Source organism: Pseudoroseomonas ludipueritiae (assembly GCF_014490445.1).
GTDB lineage: Bacteria > Pseudomonadota > Alphaproteobacteria > Acetobacterales > Acetobacteraceae > Pseudoroseomonas > Pseudoroseomonas ludipueritiae.
The window spans coordinates 60,404-79,559 of the sequence record NZ_JACTUZ010000010.1; the positions used below are offsets into that span (position 1 = coordinate 60,404).

At 68.9% G+C, this 19,156-nt stretch carries 16 protein-coding genes; 7 read left to right on the forward strand and 9 right to left on the reverse strand.

What is annotated here, in order from left to right:
- Positions 1-5: 5 nt before the first annotated feature.
- Positions 6-1,274 (reverse strand): ABC transporter substrate-binding protein, encoded by a 1,269-nt coding sequence (locus tag IBL25_RS04980; RefSeq protein WP_187777451.1) that lies wholly within the window; start codon positions 1,272-1,274, stop codon positions 6-8.
- 22 nt (positions 1,275-1,296) lie between these two features.
- The gene (locus IBL25_RS04985; RefSeq protein WP_187777452.1) at positions 1,297-2,280 is read right to left on the reverse strand and encodes an ABC transporter ATP-binding protein; all 984 of its coding nucleotides are present in this window, start codon (positions 2,278-2,280) and stop codon (positions 1,297-1,299) included.
- A 251-nt stretch (positions 2,281-2,531) separates the two neighbouring features.
- Between IBL25_RS04985 and IBL25_RS04990 the strand changes: the two genes are divergently transcribed.
- A complete protein-coding gene (locus IBL25_RS04990) occupies positions 2,532-3,479 on the forward strand; it encodes a class I SAM-dependent methyltransferase (RefSeq protein WP_187777453.1) in 948 nt (315 codons plus the stop codon).
- Positions 3,480-3,509: 30 nt separating this feature from the next.
- On the opposite strand, the gene IBL25_RS04995 is transcribed toward IBL25_RS04990, so the two are convergent.
- Entirely contained in the window at positions 3,510-4,136 is a 627-nt protein-coding gene (locus IBL25_RS04995; protein ID WP_187777454.1) for an MlaC/ttg2D family ABC transporter substrate-binding protein, read from the reverse strand.
- Positions 4,137-4,189: 53 nt separating this feature from the next.
- Positions 4,190-4,978 (reverse strand): MlaA family lipoprotein, encoded by a 789-nt coding sequence (locus IBL25_RS05000; protein ID WP_187777455.1) that lies wholly within the window; start codon positions 4,976-4,978, stop codon positions 4,190-4,192.
- 378 nt (positions 4,979-5,356) lie between these two features.
- On the opposite strand from IBL25_RS05000, the gene metF reads away from it, so the two are divergent.
- From metF to IBL25_RS05020, 4 genes are read left to right on the forward strand one after another with little or no spacing between them, the layout of a single operon-like run.
- The gene (gene metF / locus IBL25_RS05005; protein WP_379656013.1) at positions 5,357-6,217 is read left to right on the forward strand and encodes a methylenetetrahydrofolate reductase; all 861 of its coding nucleotides are present in this window, start codon (positions 5,357-5,359) and stop codon (positions 6,215-6,217) included.
- A 50-nt stretch (positions 6,218-6,267) separates the two neighbouring features.
- Positions 6,268-6,771, forward strand: a complete 504-nt coding sequence (locus IBL25_RS05010; RefSeq protein ID WP_239418046.1) for a pentapeptide repeat-containing protein — start codon at positions 6,268-6,270, stop codon at positions 6,769-6,771.
- A 6-nt stretch (positions 6,772-6,777) separates the two neighbouring features.
- Entirely contained in the window at positions 6,778-8,982 is a 2,205-nt protein-coding gene (locus tag IBL25_RS05015; RefSeq protein WP_187777457.1) for an ATP-dependent helicase, read from the forward strand.
- On the forward strand, positions 8,982-9,884 hold the full coding sequence (locus IBL25_RS05020) for a 50S ribosomal protein L11 methyltransferase (RefSeq protein ID WP_187777458.1): 903 nt from the start codon (positions 8,982-8,984) through the stop codon (positions 9,882-9,884). The genes IBL25_RS05015 and IBL25_RS05020 overlap by 1 nt, the downstream gene beginning before the upstream one ends.
- 179 nt (positions 9,885-10,063) lie before the next feature.
- Here IBL25_RS05020 and IBL25_RS05025 read toward each other — a convergent pair whose 3' ends face one another.
- Positions 10,064-10,384, reverse strand: coding sequence for a DUF1127 domain-containing protein (locus tag IBL25_RS05025; protein WP_187777459.1), 321 nt, complete (start codon positions 10,382-10,384; stop codon positions 10,064-10,066).
- Positions 10,385-10,574: 190 nt separating this feature from the next.
- Between IBL25_RS05025 and IBL25_RS05030 the strand changes: the two genes are divergently transcribed.
- Entirely contained in the window at positions 10,575-12,356 is a 1,782-nt protein-coding gene (locus IBL25_RS05030; protein ID WP_187777469.1) for an aminopeptidase P family protein, read from the forward strand.
- The gene (locus IBL25_RS05035; RefSeq protein WP_187777460.1) at positions 12,356-13,174 is read left to right on the forward strand and encodes a hypothetical protein; all 819 of its coding nucleotides are present in this window, start codon (positions 12,356-12,358) and stop codon (positions 13,172-13,174) included. Before IBL25_RS05030 ends, IBL25_RS05035 begins: the two co-directional genes overlap by 1 nt.
- Here the strand turns inward: IBL25_RS05035 and ligA are convergent.
- Genes ligA through lpxC form a run of 4 tightly spaced genes read right to left on the reverse strand, consistent with a single transcriptional unit; the run spans position 13,125 to position 18,826 of the window.
- The gene (ligA, locus tag IBL25_RS05040; RefSeq protein WP_187777461.1) at positions 13,125-15,272 is read right to left on the reverse strand and encodes an NAD-dependent DNA ligase LigA; all 2,148 of its coding nucleotides are present in this window, start codon (positions 15,270-15,272) and stop codon (positions 13,125-13,127) included. The genes IBL25_RS05035 and ligA overlap by 50 nt on opposite strands.
- Before the next feature lie 18 nt (positions 15,273-15,290).
- Positions 15,291-16,970 (reverse strand): DNA repair protein RecN, encoded by a 1,680-nt coding sequence (recN, locus tag IBL25_RS05045; protein ID WP_187777462.1) that lies wholly within the window; start codon positions 16,968-16,970, stop codon positions 15,291-15,293.
- Between the two features lie 9 nt (positions 16,971-16,979).
- Positions 16,980-17,825, reverse strand: coding sequence for an outer membrane protein assembly factor BamD (locus IBL25_RS05050; RefSeq protein WP_187777463.1), 846 nt, complete (start codon positions 17,823-17,825; stop codon positions 16,980-16,982).
- Positions 17,826-17,872: 47 nt separating this feature from the next.
- Entirely contained in the window at positions 17,873-18,826 is a 954-nt protein-coding gene (lpxC, locus tag IBL25_RS05055; protein ID WP_187777464.1) for a UDP-3-O-acyl-N-acetylglucosamine deacetylase, read from the reverse strand.
- Positions 18,827-19,156 lie beyond the last annotated feature (330 nt).

The window sequence follows — 19,156 nt, forward strand, 5'->3', positions numbered from 1 at the left end:
GGTCCTTACGCCGCGATGAACTCGTTCCATTTCTGGACCATGTAGCGGTCCTCGTTCATCACCGAGTTCCAGCAGACCACCTTGCCCATGCGTTCCTGGAAGGAGCCGCCGTCGCGCACCGCGCCGGCCTTCTCCATGGGCTTGCCATCGGGGGAGAGGATCTCGGCGGTGGCGGGCTTGCCTTCCATCCAATAGCCCCACTCGTTCTCGGACATGCTGGCCTTGGCCGTCTCCAGCACCGCCGAGTAGTAGCCCTGGCGGTTGAGGAAGGCGCCGCACCAGCCGGAGAGGTACCAGTTCATGTATTCATAGGCGGCGTCGAGCTGCAGCCCGGTCAGGTGCCGCATCAGGCCAAGACCGGAGCCCCAGGCGCGGTAGCCCTCAGCCAGCGGCTGATAGACGCATTGCACCCCGCGGGAGCGCACCGCCGCCACGGCGGGAGACCACATGGACTGGATGACCACCTCGCCCGAGGCCATCAGGTTCACGCTCTCGTCGAAGCTCTTCCAGAAGGCGCGGAACTGCCCGGCGCGCTTGGCCTCGATCAGGAAGGCAATGGTCCTGTCGATCTCGGCGCGGGTCATGTTGCCCTTGTCGCCGTATTGGATGGCGCCGGCGCTCTCCGCCACCATGGCGGCATCCATGATGCCGATGCCGGGGATGTTCAGGATGCTGGCCTTGCCCTTGAAGGCCGAGTCCATCAGGTCCTTCCAACTGGTGATGGGGCGGCCCACCAGGTCCGGGCGGATGCCCAGGGTATCGGCGTTGTAGACAGTGGGCATCAGCGTCATCAGCTCGGTGCGCTGACCGGCGAAGGTCTTGGCGTCCTTGCTCTCCACGAAGCCGACGGAGAAGGGCGAGGTGCCCTGGCCCATCTGGCTCTCCGGCGTCAGCCTGCCGGTGGTGAAGATCGGCACGATCTTGTCCATCAGCTTGATGCGCTTGGTGTCGATCGGCTGCATCGCGCCGGTCGGATAGACCTTCTTGATGCTGAAGTATTCGATATCGGCGATATCGAAGCTGCGCGCCTGGGTGGCCGCGCGCTGCGCCACGGCATCGGTATCCGTCACCGTCAGCTGCAGCGTGAAGCCCAGGTCCTTCTTCACCTGCTCGGCGATCGGGTTGAGGCCGGAAACGCCGGTGCCGATCTGGCGCAGCGTCACGTCCTTGATGTTCTGCGCCCAGATGGTGGGGAAGCCGGTGACGGCACCGCTGCCCAGGGCCGCGCCAGTCAGCGCCAGCACGCCGCGACGGGTGAGGGTGGTCTTGCTCATATCCTCAGTCCTTCTGTTGTCGTCAGGCAGCGTCAGCCTGGGGCAGGGGATGTGCGTCGGCGGCATCCCATCCCAGGGTCACCGCCGCGCCGGGGCTGACCGGCGCGGCGTGGAACAGGGCATCGGGCAGCATGGCCTCGGCGGTCTGGCCGTCCTGGGCGGCCAGCACCACGCGCACGGCGGCGCCCTGGTATTCGATGGCGGTGACATGCCCGGCGAGGCGGCCGCCCCCCAGCCGGCAGCGGTCAGTGCGGACGGCGAAGCGCCCTTCCGGCAGGCGCAGCACGTTGTGGCCGCCGATGAAGCGGGCGACGAAGGCGCTGGCCGGCTTCTCGAAGACCTCGCGCGGATGGGCCGCCTGGGCGATGCGCCCGCCATTCATCACCACCGCGATATCCGACAGCGCCATGGCCTCATCCTGCCCATGGGTGACGTGGATGAAGGTGATGCCCAGCTCCCGCTGCAGCCGCTTCAGCTCCTCCCGCATCTGGGTGCGGAGGAAAGGATCGAGGGCGGAGAGCGGCTCATCCAGCAGCAGCACGCGGGGATGGGTGATCAGCGCACGGGCCAGCGCCACGCGCTGCTGCTGGCCGCCGGAAAGCTGGCTGGGCAGCCGCCCCGCCATGGCGGAAAGCTGCACAAGGTCGAGGAATTCCTGCGCCCGCTTCAGCCGCTCCGGCTTGCCCACGCCGCGCATGCGCAGCCCGAAGGCCACATTCTCCAGCGCCGAGAGATGAGGAAACAGCGCGTAGCTCTGGAACATCATGGCCGTGCCGCGCGCGGCCGGCTCCAGGTTCGTGACGTTGCGGTTGCCGATCAGTACGTCGCCGTCGCTGACCTCCTCATGCCCCGCGATCATCCGCAGGGTCGTGGTCTTGCCGCAGCCGGAGGGGCCCAGCAGGCAGCAATAGCTGCCGGCGGGAATGGCGAGTGAGATGTCGTCCACCGCCACCGCGCCGCCCCCGTAGCGCTTGGTGACCCTGATCAGCTCCACATCCGCCTGCAACGGCCCGCCTCACTGTTTCACTCGGCGGGGGCCATGCAAGTGCCGCACCACTCTGTCCCTCAGGCGGGGTGCGAAGAAGGGGGCGTTGAGCTGCCTATTCGTTGTGCATGCGGGTCTATTCCAAAAGGTTGCATGCCTTTCGGCTCATCAACGCCGCGTGAGGGTCACTTTTTTGCGACCGCATGACCAATTTGGGTAATGCGCCTAACGGTAGAGCAGTTATGGCAGGAGAAGCGAGAAAGGGGCTGCCGATGCATGACAACACGACGTCATCCTACAGCCCGCGCCACTGGGAAGAGGCGGAGCTGAACCAGGAACTCGACCGGATGGTCGAGCTGGCCTGGGAGCCGGGATGGGCCCCGGCGGCCCTCGGGGCACTGATCCGCCTTTGCGCCGCCATGCGCCAGAACACGCAGGACTGGATGCGGGTGCGCCACCTGCTGCGCAGCCACCCGACCATGCGCCGCCTGATGCGGGAGGATCCGCTGGTCTTCCATACCTCGCGGCCGCTCGCCGTGCGGCTGGACCTGCTGCTGGGCCATCCCGCCGCCCAGCCGCTGCTGGATGATACCTCACGCGCGGGGCGTGACCTTTTCGCCGTCACCCGCACGCTGCCCTGGGCCAATGCGCTGCGCGACCGCCACGCGCTGCTGGCGCGGATGGTGGATGCCGTGGCGGCCGATGTGCCCGATGCCAGCATCCTGACCCTGGGCGCCGGCCATCTGCGCGAAGCGGGCGAGGTGACCCGGCTGGGGCGCATCGGCCGCTGGGTGGTGCTGGAGGAAGACCCCGAGCAGCGCCAGGCCCTGCGGCAAGGGTTGCCGCAGGGCCTTTCCCTGCAGATGCTCCGCTGTTCCCTGCGCAGCTTCGCGCGCCGCTCCTATGGGCGGGGCTGCTTCGACCTGATCTGCATCCCGCGCCCGCCGCTGTTCTGGACCCCCTCGGCCACGGCCGAGCTGGTGGGCGCTGCCTTCAGGGTGCTGAGGCCGGGCGGGCGGTTGCTGCTCTGCGCCCCTGGCGCGCCGGTGCCGGAAGCCGCCTGGATCGATGCCTATCTGGAGCGCACGCCGCGCTGGACCACGCAGCGGGAGATGGAATCCCTGCTGGCGATGGTGGAGCCGGAGGAATGTGCCTCCCGCCAAGTCTTCCCCAGCGTGGATGGGCACATGATGCAGGCCATCCTGCGCCGCCGGACTTAAGGGCCCGGCGACGAGACTGGAAGGAAGGGCTCAGCGCCCTTCGCGTGCCGCCAGGGCGGCGATCTGCTGGCGCATCGCGGCCAGCAGCGGGGCGACCTGGCCGCCGTTGCGGCTGATCACGGCGGAATACTCGCTGCGCTGCGTCAGGCGCAGCGAGGTGCCCTCGGCAATCACGTCCACCACGCGCGGCTGGCCATTCACCTCGCCGACGCGCCAGTCCAGGTTGAAGGCGGCCTGGCCCGGGCGCTCGATGATGGTGTTCACCAGCACGTCGTCCTCGGTGCGCTGCTGGCTGCGGCCCAGGTTGAAGCGCACGCCCTCATATTCGCCGAAGCGGGCGGAGAGGTTGCGGATCAGCGTCTCCTCGAACAGCTGCATGTATTCCTGCTGCTCGGCGGGGGAGGCGACGCGCCACCAGCGGCCCAGGATGAAGCGGCCGACGCCATCGATATCCACCGCCTGCCGCAGGATGCTGGCCACACGCTGCCGCCGCGCCGCCACCGGCTGCCGCGCATTGATGGCCGCCACCATGTCCTGGCCGGTGGCCTGGATGAACTGGACGGCGCGGTTGATGTCGATCTCGGCATGCGCCGGCCGGATGGCGGCCGACGCGAAGGGTGTGGCCAGGATACTGGCCAGCAGGATACGGCGGTTCATACTGCGAATATCTCGTTCTGCTTGTGTCAGTCGTTATGTCGTATTCAACGCCGTCAGGGCGCGGGGGTTCCGGTGCGGGGCTGCGCCAGCGGCCCGGCGGTGGCGGGCAATTCGCCGGCGTTGCGGATCTGCTGGTTGCGGCTCTGCCGGTAGCCGCTGCGATAGGTGGCGTAGGGGTCCAGGCTGGTCTCGTTGATGGCGTCCACCGTCTCCAGCAGCCCTTCGCGGGTGTCGAGGATGGTCAGGCCGAGCCGGGCATAGCCCAGGCCCTCGGCCGTCGGGCCATTGTCGGCCAGGATCCAGGTCAGCGGGTCGGCGGCGACGCCGGCGCCATAGCCCACCAGGTCACGCGGGTTGCTCGGGCCCAGGATCGGCAGGAAGAGGAAGGGCCCCTCGCCAATGCCCCAGGTGGCGAAGGTCTGGCCGAAGTCCTCCGTATGGCCGGGCATGCCAGCTTCCGCCGCCACGTCGAAGATGCCGCCCAGGCCGAAGGTGGTGTTGATCATGAAGCGCCCGACCGTCACCAGCAGCCGGTCCGGCTCGCCCTGCAGCAGGTCGTTCACCGCGACAACGGGGGTGCGCAGGTTGGACAGCACGTTGCGCACGCCGGTCCGCACCGGCTGCGGCACCACGAACTGATAGGCCTTGGCCGCCGGCCGCAGCACCACCTGATCGATCCCGTTATGGACCGTGTACATGGCACGGTTGAAGGGTTCGAGCGGATCGTTGTTCTGCTCGTATTCGGCCAGGGCCTCCGGCTCGCTGGCTGGAGGGCGCGTGGCGCAGGCCGAAAGGGCCAGCAGGCCGAGCAGCAGCAGGGAAGGGCGGCGGAGGGAGGACATCGGCGGAACGTATCCTGAGGGGCGTGGCGCGGGAACTAACTGGCCGCCAGCGGCGAAGGTTGCGCTTCGCGGCGTATTTGCGTCGACAGCTTATATACGAACGTGAACGTATGTATATGCAGCGAGGCATCATTATGGAAGAAGCGCCAGCGGAAGCCGAGGCGCTGCTTGTCACCTTTTCGCCATCGGGGGCCTCATGCTGCCGGAAGCCCGGCCGCAGGACCGTTCACCTGGCCGCCGGCTTCGGATAGGATGCGCACCGTCATGAACCAAGTCGTCGACGCCCCTGCCGGGCCCTCCCATGCGCAGACCACCGGAAGCCAGGACACGCTGCGGCGCTGGCTGACCGGCCCCCGCGTCGCCGGCCTGCCGCAAAGCATGGCCCAGCCGGCGCCGGCCTTGTCCTTTGAGTTCTTTCCGCCGCGCACGGAAGCGCTGGAACAGCAGCTCTGGGCCTGCATCCGGCGGCTGGAGCCGCTGGCGCCGCGCTTTGTTTCCGTCACCTATGGTGCCGGCGGCACGACGCAGGAGCGCACCCACGCCACCGTCGCGCGGCTGGTGAAGGAAACGTCCCTGACCCCCGCCGCCCATCTGACCTGCGTCGGCGCCAGCCGGGACGAGGTGGATGAGGTCGCCCGCCGCTACTGGGAGGCCGGCGTGCGCCATATCGTGGCGCTGCGCGGCGACGCGCCCACAGGCGAGGAAACCTATACGCCGCATGCCCAGGGCTATGCCTATGCCGCCGACCTGGTGGCCGGGCTGAAGCGTATCGGGGATTTCGAGATCTCGGTGGCCGCTTATCCGGAGACGCATCCCACCGCGTCCTCCGCCCAGCACGACATCGACAACCTGAAGCGCAAGATCGATGCCGGCGCCACCCGCGCCATCACGCAGTATTTCTTCGATACCGAGGTCTTCCTGCGCTTCCTGGACCGCGCCCTGGCTGCCGGCATCACCGTGCCGATCGTGCCCGGCATCCTGCCGGTGTCCAATTTCAAGCAGGTGAAGAAGTTCTCCGCCATGTGCGGCACCAATGTGCCGGACTGGATGGGTACGCTCTTCGATGGGCTGGAAGACGACCCCGAGACCCGCAAGATGGTGGCCGCCGCCGTGGCGGCGGAGCAGGTGCGGCTGCTGCAGGCCAATGGCGTGGACGAGTTCCACATCTATACCCTGAACCGCGCCGACCTCTCCTACGCCATCGCGCATATCCTCGGGGCGCGGCCGAAGAAGGGGTGAACCCCCGCCAAGGCTTGGTCTTGTTCGCAAGACGTTCTATAGCCAGCGGCGTGATTCTTCTCCTGGCCTCGCTGCTTGTCCTGCCCCTGCTGTTCTCCGCCGGCCCGGCGGCGGCAGCCTGCACCGATGCGGCGGCCCCAAAGGTGGATTGGCGCCGCTGCCTGCAGGATGGGCAGGATTTCCGCGGCGTTGACCTCTCCGGCGCCGTGTTGCGCGATGCCAGCTTCTCCCGCGCCAAGCTCGCCGGCACCAAGCTGGCGGGGGCGGAGGGGCCGGATGCCCGCTTCACCTCCGCCGACCTGACCGGGGCCGACCTCTCCGGCGCCGTGCTGCGCGGGGCGGATTTCACCCGGGCTACGCTGCGCGATGCCTCGCTGGCCGGGGCGGACCTGCGGCAGGCCCGCTTCTTTCGCGCCGACCTGCGCGGCGCCAACCTCCAGGGCGCCGAGCTGGGCGCGGCCGATCTGTCCGGCGCCATGCTGGGTGGCGCCCTCTGGGTGGATGGCCAGCGCCGCTGCGCCGCCGCCTCCGTCGGTGCCTGTGAACGTGAGTAGGGGCGCATGAGCGATTACCTGACCCGCCTGAACCCCGAGCAGCGCGCGGCGGTCGAGACCGTCGATGGCCCGCTGCTGGTGCTGGCCGGCGCCGGCACCGGCAAGACGCGGGTGCTGACCACGCGCTTCGCCCATATCCTGATGACGCGGCGCGCCTGGCCCAGCCAGGTCCTGGCCGTGACCTTCACCAACAAGGCGGCCAAGGAGATGCGGGAGCGTGTCTCCGCCATCCTGGGCCAGCCGGCGGAAGGGCTGTGGCTCGGCACCTTCCACGCCCTCTGCGCCCGCATGCTGCGGCGGCACGCGGCGCTGGCGGGGCTGGAGCCCAATTTCACTATCCTCGATACCGACGACCAGATGCGGCTGCTGAAGCAGATCATGGTGGCCGAGAATATCGACACCAAGCGCTGGACGCCGCAGGCGCTGATGGGTGCCATCCAGCGCTGGAAGGACAAGGGGCTGACGCCGGACCGCGTCACGGCGGCCGAGGACGTGGACTTCGCCAATGGCCGTGCCCGCGACCTCTACGCCCAGTACCAGCGCCGCCTGAAGGACGTGAATGCCGTCGATTTCGGCGACCTGCTGATGCTGGTGGTCGAGATCCTGCGCAGCAACCCGGATGTGCTGGCCAGCTACCACCGCACCTTCCGCTACATTCTGGTGGACGAGTACCAGGACACCAACACCGTCCAGTACCTGTGGCTGCGCCTGCTGGCCCAGCGCCCGGCGCCGGAGCCGCAGAACATCTGCTGCGTCGGCGACGACGACCAGTCGATCTATTCCTGGCGCGGTGCCGAGATCGAGAACATCCTGCGCTTCGAGCGGGATTTCCCCGGCGCCACCGTGGTGCGGCTGGAATCCAACTACCGCTCCACCCGTCCCATCCTGGGCGCCGCCGCCGGGCTGATCGCGCAGAACAACGGCCGCATGGGCAAGACGCTGCGCCCCGGCCGCAACGATGCCGAAGGCGACAAGGTGCGCGTCGTCTCCCTCTGGGATTCCGAGGAAGAGGCCCGCATGGTGGGCGACCGGATCGAGCAGGGGCAGCGCCGGGGCGACAGGCTCTCCGAGATGGCCATCCTGGTCCGCGCCGGCTTCCAGACCCGCGCCTTCGAGGAGCGGCTGATCACCCTGGGCGTGCCCTATCGCGTGGTCGGCGGCCAGAAGTTCTATGAGCGCGCCGAGATCCGCGACGCCATGGCCTATCTGCGGGTGCTGAACCAGCCCGCCGACGACCTGGCCTTCGAGCGCATCGTCAACACGCCGAAGCGCGGCCTGGGCGATACCACCATCCGCGCCATGCACAACCTGGCGCGGCAGGAAGGCAAGCCGCTGGTGGTGGCGGCCTGGCGGATGATCGAGACCGGCGCCATCCGCGCCAAGCCGAAGGCGGCGCTGCATGAGCTGCTGGAAGGCTTCGCCCGCTGGCGGGAGGCGCTGCCGCGCGATGGCCATGTGGTGGTCACGGCCACGCTGCTGGACGAATCCGGCTACACGGACATGTGGAAGCAGGACAAGTCGCCCGAGGCCGCCGGGCGCCTGGACAACCTGAAGGAACTGCTCCGCGCCATTGGCGAGTTCGATACCCTGGCGGGCTTCCTCGAACACGTCGCGCTGGTGATGGAGAATGACGAGAACGCGGAGGCCGAGCGCGTCAGCCTGATGACGCTGCATGCCGCCAAGGGCCTGGAATTCGACACCGTCTTCCTGCCAGGCTGGGAGGAGGGTCTCTTCCCCAACCAGCGGGCGCTGGACGAGGGCGGGGAGAAGTCGCTGGAGGAAGAGCGGCGGCTTGCCTATGTCGGCATCACCCGCGCCCGCAAGCATTGCATCATCAGCCATGCCGCCAACCGGCAGATGTATGGCACCTGGAGCAGCGCCGTCCCCAGCCGCTTCCTGGACGAATTGCCCGATGCGCATGTGGAGCGGGAAGGCGGCGCCGGCGCGCACCGCAACCGCATGGCCTCGGCGCCCTCCGCCTTCTCCGGCCAATTCCCGCTGGTGGCGCGCAAGCCGCGGGTGATCGAGGCCGGCTCCTGGGAAGTGGCGGAGCGCCCGGCGCGCACGGCGGCCATTCCGGTTGGGCAGCGGGTGTTTCACCAGAAATTCGGCTATGGGCGCGTGGTCGCCGCCGAGGACAACAAGCTGGACGTCGAGTTCGAGCATGCCGGGCGGAAGCGCGTGATCGACACCTTCGTGGAAAAAGCTTGATGAACCAGGGCCTGACCAACCGCCGCCACCCGCAACAGCTGGAAACCCTGACCCTGGACGGCCTGCCTGAGCATGCCGTGCCCGCCTTCGAAGCCGCCCTTCAGACCGTCTGCCTGACGGTGGGCTACTTCAAGGACGACCCGACCGACACCTGGCGCCTGGAAGCGGTGCGTGAGGTCAGCGTGGGGGATGAGGAACTGCTGCCGGCCCTGACCCTGGCAGCCGCCATCTCCGGTATCGAGCCGCCGGAGCTGCAGCGCGCGCCGGTGGAGGCGGAAGGCTGGCTGGCCCGCACGGTGGAAGCTTTCCCCGAGCAGGAGATCGGCGGCCGATTCGTGATCCGACCGACCCATGTGCCGGACCCGGTCACCCGCGGCAAGATCGTGCTGAAGCTGGATGCCGGTCTGGCCTTCGGTTCCGGCGAGCATGGTTCAACCCGTGGTTGCCTGATCGGCTTCGAGGGCATGGCGCATCGGCGGCCGCGCCGCATTCTGGATATCGGCACCGGCTCCGGTATCCTGGCCATGGCGGCGGCCAAGCAGCTGAAGCGCCCGGTGCTGGCCACGGATATCGAGCCCTGGAGCGTCCGCATCACCGCCGAGAATGCGCGGATGAACGGGCTGCTGCATATGGTGCGGGCCAAGCTGGCCGATGGCTGGCGGCACCCGGCGGTGCATGGCGGCCGCTACGACCTTGTTTTCGCGAATATTCTGGCCCGGCCGCTGTGCTCGATGGCCAAGGACCTGGCGGACCATCTGGCGCCCCGCGGCACCGCCATCCTGGCCGGCCTTCTGGGCACGCAGGTGCGGATGGTGCTGGCGGCGCATCGCCGTGCCGGGCTGGTGCTGGAGCGCCGGATCGACCAAGGTGCCTGGTCCGCGCTGGTGCTGCGCAAGCGCTGAGGCTGAGCTGCCTCCCCAAAAGAGATCGCCCTGCTGCCCAGGGGTAAGGGGCGGCAGGGCGATCAAACCGAAACGGCGTTGGGGGGAGGGGGAGTAGTGAGGAGCGCCGCCTCGGTAACTGGTCTCTGTCCATACAACCTGGGCGCGGGGCCCAGGTTGCACAAGAGAACCGAAAAAACTTAGGCCGCGATGCGGTGGGCGCGGACGGCCACTTCCACGGTCTTGTTCTTCTTCGCGACAGGCAGGCTATGCACCGTGGCGGAGGGGCGATCCTCGACCATGTCGAAGACGCGGCCGATGTCGCCGCGGGTCAGGCCGATATCGGCCAGCTCGCGATCCGTCAGCATCGACAGCTCGTCCATCACGCGGCGGCGGGCGGGATATTCCACGATCGCGCGGACCACCTTGCGGAACCAGCCGCTGATCTTGGCGTCGCGCTCCCGGATAGCCTCCTGACGGATGGCTTCAATGGCGGCAGACTGGTTGATGAGGGCGTTCATGACTGCTGTGTCCCGATATCGCTGTCTCTAGGGGCAGCGTGTCCGGCTCCTGCCGTGGTCGCTCGCCCGTTTGCGTTGGCCCTTAGATACTCTTCCGGCTCCGATTGAGTAGCGCCGCGCACATGGCTCAGCCATGCGCGTTCTGCATTGATTACTATGGAAACATGTCTTTAACGGGAAGCTCATGAAAATGACATCGGCGGCGAACTATTCTGTCCATCTGGAGGCTCTACGCGAAAGCTTGCCTGGATTGGGAGTCGATGGGGTGCTGATTCCCAGGTCCGATGAGTTCCTGGGCGAGTATGTGCCGCCGAGTGCTGAACGTTTTGCATGGCTGACCGGCTTCACCGGCTCAGCTGGCATGGCTATCGTCCTCGCGCAGAAGGCAGCCATCTTCACCGATGGGCGCTATACCAGCCAGGCCGCCGCCCAGACCGATCCCGCGCTCTGGGAGCGCCGTCACCTGATCGAGCAGCCGCCGCAGGATTGGCTGGAGGAACACGCTGCCGGGCTGCGCATCGGCTACGACCCGCGCCTGCACCCGCAATCCTTTATCGACCGCATGGCGGCTTCCGGCGCCGTGCTGGTGCCGCTGGTGGCCAACCCGATCGACGACATCTGGCGTGACCGCCCGGCGCCGCCCATGGCCCCCGCCGTGCCGCAGCCGCTGGAACTGGCGGGCCAGGGCAGCGAGGAGAAGCGCGCCGCCGCCGCCGCCCAGCTCCGCGAGGCTGGCGAGGACGCCGCCGTGCTGGCCGATGCCCATTCCGTGGCCTGGCTGCTGAATCTCCGTGGCGGCGACCTGTCCCACACGCCGTTGGCGCTTGGCAGCGCCATCCTGCGGGCTGATGGCCGCGTGGATCTGTTCATGGAACCCGCCAAGCTGGGGCCTGAGACGCGCGTTCATCTGGGCAACCAAGTGGCCATCCACACTCCGGCCTCCCTGGGCGATGTGCTGGGCGACATGGGCGGCTGCCGCGTACGGGTGGACCCGGACATCACCCCTATCTGGTACGCCGCCACGCTGCTGGAGGCCGGGGCGCATCTCACCAAGGGCGAGGACCCCGTGCGCCTGCCCCGCGCCCGCAAGAACGCGGTGGAACAGCAGGGCAGCCGCGCCGCCCACCACCGCGACGCCCTGGCCCTGGCGCGCTTCCTCTGCTGGTTCGAGGCCGAAGCGCCCAAGGGCGGCCTGACCGAGGTTTCCGCCGCCGAGCGCCTGCTGGCCTTCCGCGCTGCGCTGCCGCTGTTCCGGGCCGAAAGCTTCCCGGCCATTTCCGGTGCCGGCGAGAATGGCGCCGTCATCCACTACCGCGCCACGCCGGAAACCGACCGCCCGATCCGCGCCGATGAATGCTACCTCATCGACAGCGGCGCCCAGTTCACCGACGGCACCACCGATGTCACCCGCACTCTCTGGACCGGCCCCGGCATCCCGCCGGCCGATCTGGTGGACCGCTATACCCGGGTGCTGCGCGGCCATGTGGCGCTGTCCACCCTGCGCTTTCCGCAGGGGGCGGCGGGGCCGCATCTGGACGCGGTGGCGCGCCGGCCGCTCTGGGATGCGGGGCTGGATTACGACCACGGCACCGGCCATGGCGTCGGCAGCTTCCTGTCGGTGCATGAGGGGCCGGTGGCCTTCAGCCGCGCCGCCAAGCCGGTGCCGTTGCAGGAAGGCATGATCCTGTCCAACGAACCCGGCTTCTACCTGCCCGGCGCCTATGGCATCCGCATCGAGAACCTGCTGCTGACCCGCGCCGCCGATAGCCTGCCGGGGCAGGTGAAGCCCTTCCTGGACTTCGAGACGCTGACCCTGGCGCCCTATGACCGCCGACTGATCGACCTCGCGCTGCTGACGGCGGAGGAGCGCGCCTGGATCGACGCCTACCACGCCCGCGTGCTGGCCGAGATCGGACCGGAACTGGAGCCGGAGGTGGCATCCTGGCTGGCCCGCGCCTGCGCCCCGCTCTGATGCCGCAGGCGCCCATGCCGGCGCTGGCCGGGCGGCGTGTGCTGCTGGCCTATGGGCTGGCGGGGGAGGTCATCGCCCGCCTCGGGCCCATCGGCTTCGACTATATGGGCACGCAGCTCGCCTGGCTACGTGCCTCGGGGGCGGAAGCCAGCGTGGTGGCCCTGCCCACTTCCGCGCCAGTGGAGCGCAATGCCGCCCTGCTGGCGCGCATCCTGCTGGCGCAGCAGGAGCCCTGCCTTCTGGTGGCGCATAGCAAGGGCGGGCTGGAATCGCTGGCCGCGCTGCTACGGCCGGGTGTCGCCGCGCATTGCGCCGGTTTCCTGGCCATCCAGTCGCCCTTCTTCGGCTCCGCGCTGGCCGATGCGGTGCTGCGCTCGCGCTCATTGCACGGGGCGGCACGGCAGCTGGCGCGGTTGCTGGGCGTCGGCACCGGCGATGGGCTGGTGGACCTGACCACCACCGCCCGCAGCGCCTGGATGTCCCATCACGCCGGGGCGGTGGCCGCCCTGACCGCCAGCCTGCCGGTGCTGTGCATCGGCAGCCAGGTGAAGCGCGCCACCGCGGTGGGGCCTGACCGCTATTACCTGCCGCTGGCGGAGTGGCTGGAACGGCGCGGCGCCGGGCCGAATGACGGCATGGTGCCGGTGTCCTCCACCCTGCTGCCGGGCGCGCGGCATTGGGTGCTGAATGCCAGCCACCGCGCCCTGATCTCCACCGGAGAAGGGCGGGACCCGGTGGGCCTGCTGCGCCGGGCGCTGGAGGCGCTGCTTACGCCAGCCCCGCCATCTCCCGCCATTCCGCCTCCGTCAGCGTCCTGACGCCGAGTTCCGCCGCCTTCTTGGCCTTGGAACCGGCATCGGCGCCCACCACCACGAAATCGGTCTTCTTGGAGACGCTCTTGGTGACCTTGGCACCAAGCCGGTCGGCGATGGCTTCCGCCTCGTCGCGCGAGCTTTGCTCCAGCGTGCCGGTGAAGACCACCACCTTGCCGGCAAAGGGGCTGTCGCTGTCGCCGATGCTCTCGGCATCCTGCGGCACCACCTGGCTGGCGAGGTCGTCCAGCGCGGCGCGGTTGCGCGCTTCCGCGAAGAATTCCGCCAGTTCCGTCGCGATGGCCGGGCCGATGCCCTGGATGGAGCCCAGTTCCTCCCGCGCCTCGGAGCCGATGGTGGTGGCCGCCAGCATCTTGGCGCGCCAGTTCGCAAAACTGTGGTAGTGGCGCGCCAGCAGCTTGGCGTTCTGCGCCCCGATGCGGCGGATGCCGAGCGCGAAGATGAAACGCTCCAGCGCCGGGTTGCGGCGGGCCTCGATGGCGGCCAGCAGGTTGTCCAGCTTCTTCGAGCTCTTGCCGCCCTTGCCCCAGCCTTCCCACTGCCGGATCGTGGTGGTGTGTTCGTGAAGCCTGAAGATATCCGCGGGGCTTTTCACCAGCCCGGCCTCGTGCAGGGCGATGATATTCTCCTCGCCCAATCCTTCGATATCCAGCGCGTTGCGGCTGACAAAATGCTTCAGCCGTTCCACCGTCTGCGCCGGGCAGATCAACCCGCCGGTGCAGCGTCGCACCACCTCGCCCTCGGGCCGCACCGCGTGGCTGCCGCAGGCGGGGCAGGTGGTGGGGAATTCGAAAGGCTGGCTGTCGGCCGGGCGCTTTTCCAGCACCACGCTGACGATTTGCGGAATCACGTCGCCCGCGCGTTGCAGCACCACGGTATCGCCGATGCGCACATCCTTGCGCGCGATCTCGTCCTCGTTGTGCAGCGTGGCGTGCTGCACCATCACGCCGCCCACATTCACCGGCTGCATCACCGCGCGCGGCGTCAGCGCGCCGGTGCGGCCAACCTGGATGTCGATGCGAAGCAATTCGGTGACGGCACGCTCCGCCGGGAACTTCCAGGCGATGGCCCAGCGCGGCGTGCGGCCGACGAAGCCCAGCCGCGTTTGCCAATCCAGCCGGTCCAGCTTGTAGACGACGCCGTCGATGTCATAGTCCAGCCCGGCGCGCTGTTCCGCCATCTCCGCCTGGAAGGCCTCGGCGGCATTCTCATCCGGCACGATGCGGGAGAGGGGGTTCACCTGGAAGCCCCAGCTCTCGAGCTGCTTCAGGTATTCGCTGTGCGTTTCCGCCACCGGCGTGCTGGAAGCGCCCTGGGCATAGGCGAAGAGCTTCAGCGGCCGCCGCGCCGTCACCTCCGGGTCGAGCTGCCGCAACGACCCGGCGGCGGCATTGCGCGGATTGGCGGGGATGCGGATCTCCGGCCCCACCTTCTCGCCCCGCTCCCGCCGCTGCTCGCGCTCCTCGGCCAGCCGGGTTTGCTCGGCATGGAACTGGAGGAAATCCGCCTTGGTCATGAAGACCTCGCCGCGGATTTCGATGTGTTCGGGGAAGGGGGCCGGAAGCTGGCGCGGCAGTTCGTTCAGCGTTTCCAGGTTACGGGTGATATCCTCGCCCACCGTGCCGTCGCCGCGCGTGGCACCGCGCACGAAGGCGCCCTTCTCATAGGTCAGGTTGACCGAGAGCCCGTCGATCTTGGGCTCCCCCACGAAGCGCAGCACCTCATCCTCGCCCAGCTTCAGGAAGCGCCGGATGCTTTTGGCGAATTCCTCGAAGTCGGCGGTGGCGAAGGCATTGTCCAGGCTCAGCATCGGCGTGCCGTGGCGGGACTTGGCGAAACCCGCCGCCGGGGCTGCACCCGGGGGCGCCTCATTGGGGCTGTCGGCGCGCTTGAGGTGCGGGAACTGCGCCTCCAGCGCCGAATTGCGGCGGCGCAGGGCGTCGTATTCCGCGTCCGTCATCACGGGCGCGTCCTGCTGATGGTAGGCGATATCCGCCGCCGCGATCTCCTGCGCCAGCGCGGCCAGTTCGGCGGCGGCGTCCTGTTCGGTCAGTTGCTCGGGGGGCGTGTCGCGGCGGGTCATGCCGCTTGCTAACGCGGCTTAGGCCGCACCGTCTAGCAGGCTATCCGCCGCCGCGCGCGCGGCCTCGGTCACGGTTTCGCCGGCCAGCATGCGGGCCAGTTCCTCGCGCCGCGCGCGGTCGTCCAGCGGCTCCACCCGGGTCTCCGCCCGCTCGGCGCGGATGCCCTTGGAGACGCGGAGATGCTGCGCCCCGCGCGCCGCCACCTGCGGGCTATGCGTCACCACCAGCACCTGCAGGCGCTCGGCCACGCGGGCCAGCCGCTCGCCCACCGCCGCCGCCGTGGCGCCGCCGACGCCGCTATCCACCTCGTCGAAGACCAGCGTCGGCACGGGCGAGCCACGCGCCAGCACCACCTTCAGCGCCAGCATCAGCCGCGACAGCTCACCGCCCGAGGCGATCTTCTCCAACTGCCCCGGCTTCTGCCCAGGGTTGGTGGAGACCAGGAAGATGATGCGGTCCAGCCCATCGCTGGCCCAGCCGCGCTCGTCCCGCCGCTCGATGGAGATATGCAGCCGGGCGCGCTCCAGCTTCAGCGGCTTCAACTCCCGCGCCACGGCTTCTTCCAGCTTGCCGGCGGTGGCGCGACGGTTGTCGGAAAGCGCCTGCGCCACCTCTAAATAGCTGGCCTTGGCGGCAGCGGCGGCAGCTTCCAAGGCGGTGGCACGCTCGGCGCCGGCATCCAGGGCGGAAAGCCGCTCCTTCAACTCGCGCAGCAGGGCCGGCAGTTCCGTCACCGGGATGGCGTGCTTGCGGGCGGCGGCGCGCAGGGCGAAGAGGCGCTCCTCCACCTGCTCCAGCCGGCGCGGGTCGGGCGCCATGCCCTGGGAGAGGCGCTCCAGCAGATTCTCTGCCTCGGCCAGCGCGTCCTGCGCCTGGCCCAGCGCGGCAATGGCGGGTGCGGCTTCCTCATTGGGCGCAGGCAGGCGTTCCAGCGCCCGCGCGGCATTGCGCAGCGCGGCGGCCGGGCCGGCGCCGCCACGGCGGTCGCGCGGCTGCAACTCGGACAAGGCGGAAGCGACGGCCTCGGCGCGGCGTTCGCCCTGCTGCATGGTCTGGCGCTCTTCGGCCAGGCGGTCTTCCTCGCCTTCCTCCGGCGCCAGTTCGTCCAGCTCGCCCACGGCGTGGCGCAGCCATTCCTCGTCGCGCTGGGCGCTGGCGATGGCTTCGCGCGCCGCCGTCAGCTCACGCTCGGCATTGCGCCAGGTGCGGAAGGCCTCGCCGACCTTGGCGCGGTCGGCATCCAGCCCACCGAAGGCATCCAGCAGCCCGGCATGGGAGGCGGGATCGGCCAGCCCGACCTGATCGTGCTGCCCCTGCACTTCCACCAGCAGCGCGCCCAGCCGCCGCAGCAGTCCGACGCCCACCGGCTCGTCGTTGATGAAGGCGCGGGAGCGGCCATCGGCCTGCACCACGCGGCGCAGCACCAGCTCGTCCTCGGCCTCGATACCCTGCTCGCTGATCAGCGCCACGGCCGGGTGGCTGGCCGGGAGGTGGAAGGAGGCAACGACGGAAGCCTGGGGCTGCCCGGCGCGCACCATCCCGGCCTCGGCCCGCTGGCCAAGCGCCAGCCCGAGGCTGTCGAGCAGGATGGACTTGCCGGCGCCGGTCTCGCCCGTCAGCACCGTGAGACCGGCGCCGAGGGCGAGATCCAGCCGCTCGATCAGGACGACATCGCGGATGGCGAGGGAGACCAGCATGCGCCGGCCTCAGAAGATCCAGTCGAGGCTGCGGCGCACGAAGCCAGGGCGATCGCCCGCGGCCGGCGGAGCGCCATCGACCAGCAGGGCATAGGAGTCCTGGTACCAGGGGCTGCCCGGGTAGTTGTGGCCCAGCACGCTGGCGGTCTTGCGCGCCTCATCCGTCAGGCCAAGCGAGAGATAGATCTCGGTCAACCGGTGCAGCGCCTCGGGCACATGGTTGGTGGTCTGATATTGCTCGACGACGCGGCGGAAGCGGCCGATGGCGGCCTGCGGCAAGCCGCGTGCCTGATAGAAGCGGCCGATCTCCATCTCGCGCCCGGCGAGGTGGTCGCGCGCCAAGTCGATCTTAAGCGCGGCATCGCGGGCATAGGAGCTGTCGGGGAAGCGGTTCACCACTTCCTGAAGCTGCGCCAGCGCGATCTCGGTGCCCTTCTGGTCCCGCTGCGAGTCGACGATCTGCTCATAGTAGCAGAGCGCACGCAGGTAATAGGCATAGGCGATGTCGCGATGCCCGGGGTGCAACTGGATGAAGCGGTTCAACCCGCCGATGGCTTCGGTATAGCGGTTCCGCTGATAGTCGGAATAAGCCGACATCAGGGAGGAGCCAGTGGCCCAGGTGGAATAGGGATGTTCCCGCTCCACCGCCTCAAAGAAACCCTGTGCATCGGCGTAACGCTCTTGCTTCAGGGAATCCATGCCGGCGGCATAGAGGGCCTCGGGCGTCTGCGCCGAAAGGTCGGCACGGGCGCGGAGAGAATCGGACTTGCCGTTCCAAGAGGAGCAGGCACCCAGCATGAGCGGGGCTGCCAGCAACAGCGTGAAACGGAGGGAGCGGGGGGAACGGATGCGCATCGCGCCGGCTCTATATCATGCCGCCGGGGGCAGCCACCAGGGGGGCCTCAGGCCGCCACCGGCTCGCGCAGCGCCGGACGGGCGAAGGGAAGGGAAACCACCTCGTCCTGCTCCCAGCGCCAGGCGGTCGGGTCGGCGAAAAGGGCGCGCAACAGGCGGTTGTTCAGCGCGTGGCCAGAGCGCTCGCCGCGGAAGCGGGCGCGGAGCGGCGCGCCGGCCATGGCCAGGTCGCCCACCACGTCCAGCAGCTTGTGGCGCACGAATTCCTCCGGATGGCGCAGGCCGCCGGGGTTCAGCACCGCATCGCCATCCACCACCACGGCGTTGGACAGGCTGCCGCCACGCGCCAGCCCGACGGCGCGGAGCTGCTGGATCTCCTGCGCCAGGGTGAAGGTACGGGCATCGGCCAGCAGGGCGCGGAAGGAATTCTCCGTCACCCGCAGGTTCATGGTCTGGCGGCCGATGGCGGTGCCGTCGAATTGAATGCCGAGGGAGGCCTCGAAGCCGCCGGTCAGGTTCGGGGAAAGCTCGGCCCAGGCCGCGCCGGGGCCTTCGCCGGCCTGGACGCGCACGGTCTTCAGCACCTCGATCCGGCGGCGCGGCTCCAGGCTTTCCACCGTGCCGGCGCAATCGATCAGGAAGATGAAGGGGGCCGCGGAACCGTCCATGATGGGCACTTCCGGCCCATCCACCGCCACCACGGCATCATCGATGCCGCAGGCGAAAAGAGCGGCCATCACATGCTCGACAGTGCCGATTCGCGCTTCCGGGCGGCCGGGCGCGATCAGGGCGGTGCAGAGACGGGTATCGCCCACCCAGTCGAAACGGGCGGCGATATCGACACCCAGGTCACTGCGGCGGAACACGATGCCGGTACCGGCGGGGGCGGGATTCAGGGTGAGGCTGGCGCGCTGGCCAGAATGGAGGCCCACGCCCACGCAGCCGATCGGCGCCTTCAGCGTCTTCCGCCGACCCGTCTGAACTGCAAGGGAACCGTCCATAAAACGCCTCTGATCCTGTCCTTGGCGGAGCGTAACCAAAACCTTTAACGCTCCTGGCAGGATTTAAATGACACCGGCGAGGCTATTAGGCGATTCAACGCTTATTACCGCGTGTTTCGCTCTAAACGATTGTTTCTAAATGAAATGACGCAATGCAAAAGGCCCCCGTGTGACACGGGGGCCTTCTACCTTGCGGCGATTCGCCGGGCTTAGTTGCTCTGGCGGCGCAGGAAAGTCGGGATATCGAGCCCGTTCATTTCCTCCGGGGCAGGCTGAGCCGGAGCAGCCTGCGGCGCGGCGGCACGCGGCGCGGCCGGGGCCTGCGGCGCC

Coding starts and splice junctions, on each gene's coding strand:
- IBL25_RS05030 (WP_187777469.1), top strand. CDS start 10,575: ATGACATCGGCGGCGAACTATTCTGTCCATCTGGAGGCTCTACGCGAA.
- IBL25_RS05025 (WP_187777459.1), bottom strand. CDS start 10,384: ATGAACGCCCTCATCAACCAGTCTGCCGCCATTGAAGCCATCCGTCAG.
- IBL25_RS05050 (WP_187777463.1), bottom strand. CDS start 17,825: ATGCGCATCCGTTCCCCCCGCTCCCTCCGTTTCACGCTGTTGCTGGCA.
- IBL25_RS05020 (WP_187777458.1), top strand. CDS start 8,982: ATGAACCAGGGCCTGACCAACCGCCGCCACCCGCAACAGCTGGAAACC.
- IBL25_RS04990 (WP_187777453.1), top strand. CDS start 2,532: ATGCATGACAACACGACGTCATCCTACAGCCCGCGCCACTGGGAAGAG.
- metF (WP_379656013.1), top strand. CDS start 5,357: ATGGCCCAGCCGGCGCCGGCCTTGTCCTTTGAGTTCTTTCCGCCGCGC.
- recN (WP_187777462.1), bottom strand. CDS start 16,970: ATGCTGGTCTCCCTCGCCATCCGCGATGTCGTCCTGATCGAGCGGCTG.
- IBL25_RS05000 (WP_187777455.1), bottom strand. CDS start 4,978: ATGTCCTCCCTCCGCCGCCCTTCCCTGCTGCTGCTCGGCCTGCTGGCC.
- IBL25_RS05015 (WP_187777457.1), top strand. CDS start 6,778: ATGAGCGATTACCTGACCCGCCTGAACCCCGAGCAGCGCGCGGCGGTC.
- IBL25_RS04995 (WP_187777454.1), bottom strand. CDS start 4,136: ATGAACCGCCGTATCCTGCTGGCCAGTATCCTGGCCACACCCTTCGCG.
- lpxC (WP_187777464.1), bottom strand. CDS start 18,826: ATGGACGGTTCCCTTGCAGTTCAGACGGGTCGGCGGAAGACGCTGAAG.
- IBL25_RS05035 (WP_187777460.1), top strand. CDS start 12,356: ATGCCGCAGGCGCCCATGCCGGCGCTGGCCGGGCGGCGTGTGCTGCTG.
- IBL25_RS04980 (WP_187777451.1), bottom strand. CDS start 1,274: ATGAGCAAGACCACCCTCACCCGTCGCGGCGTGCTGGCGCTGACTGGC.
- ligA (WP_187777461.1), bottom strand. CDS start 15,272: ATGACCCGCCGCGACACGCCCCCCGAGCAACTGACCGAACAGGACGCC.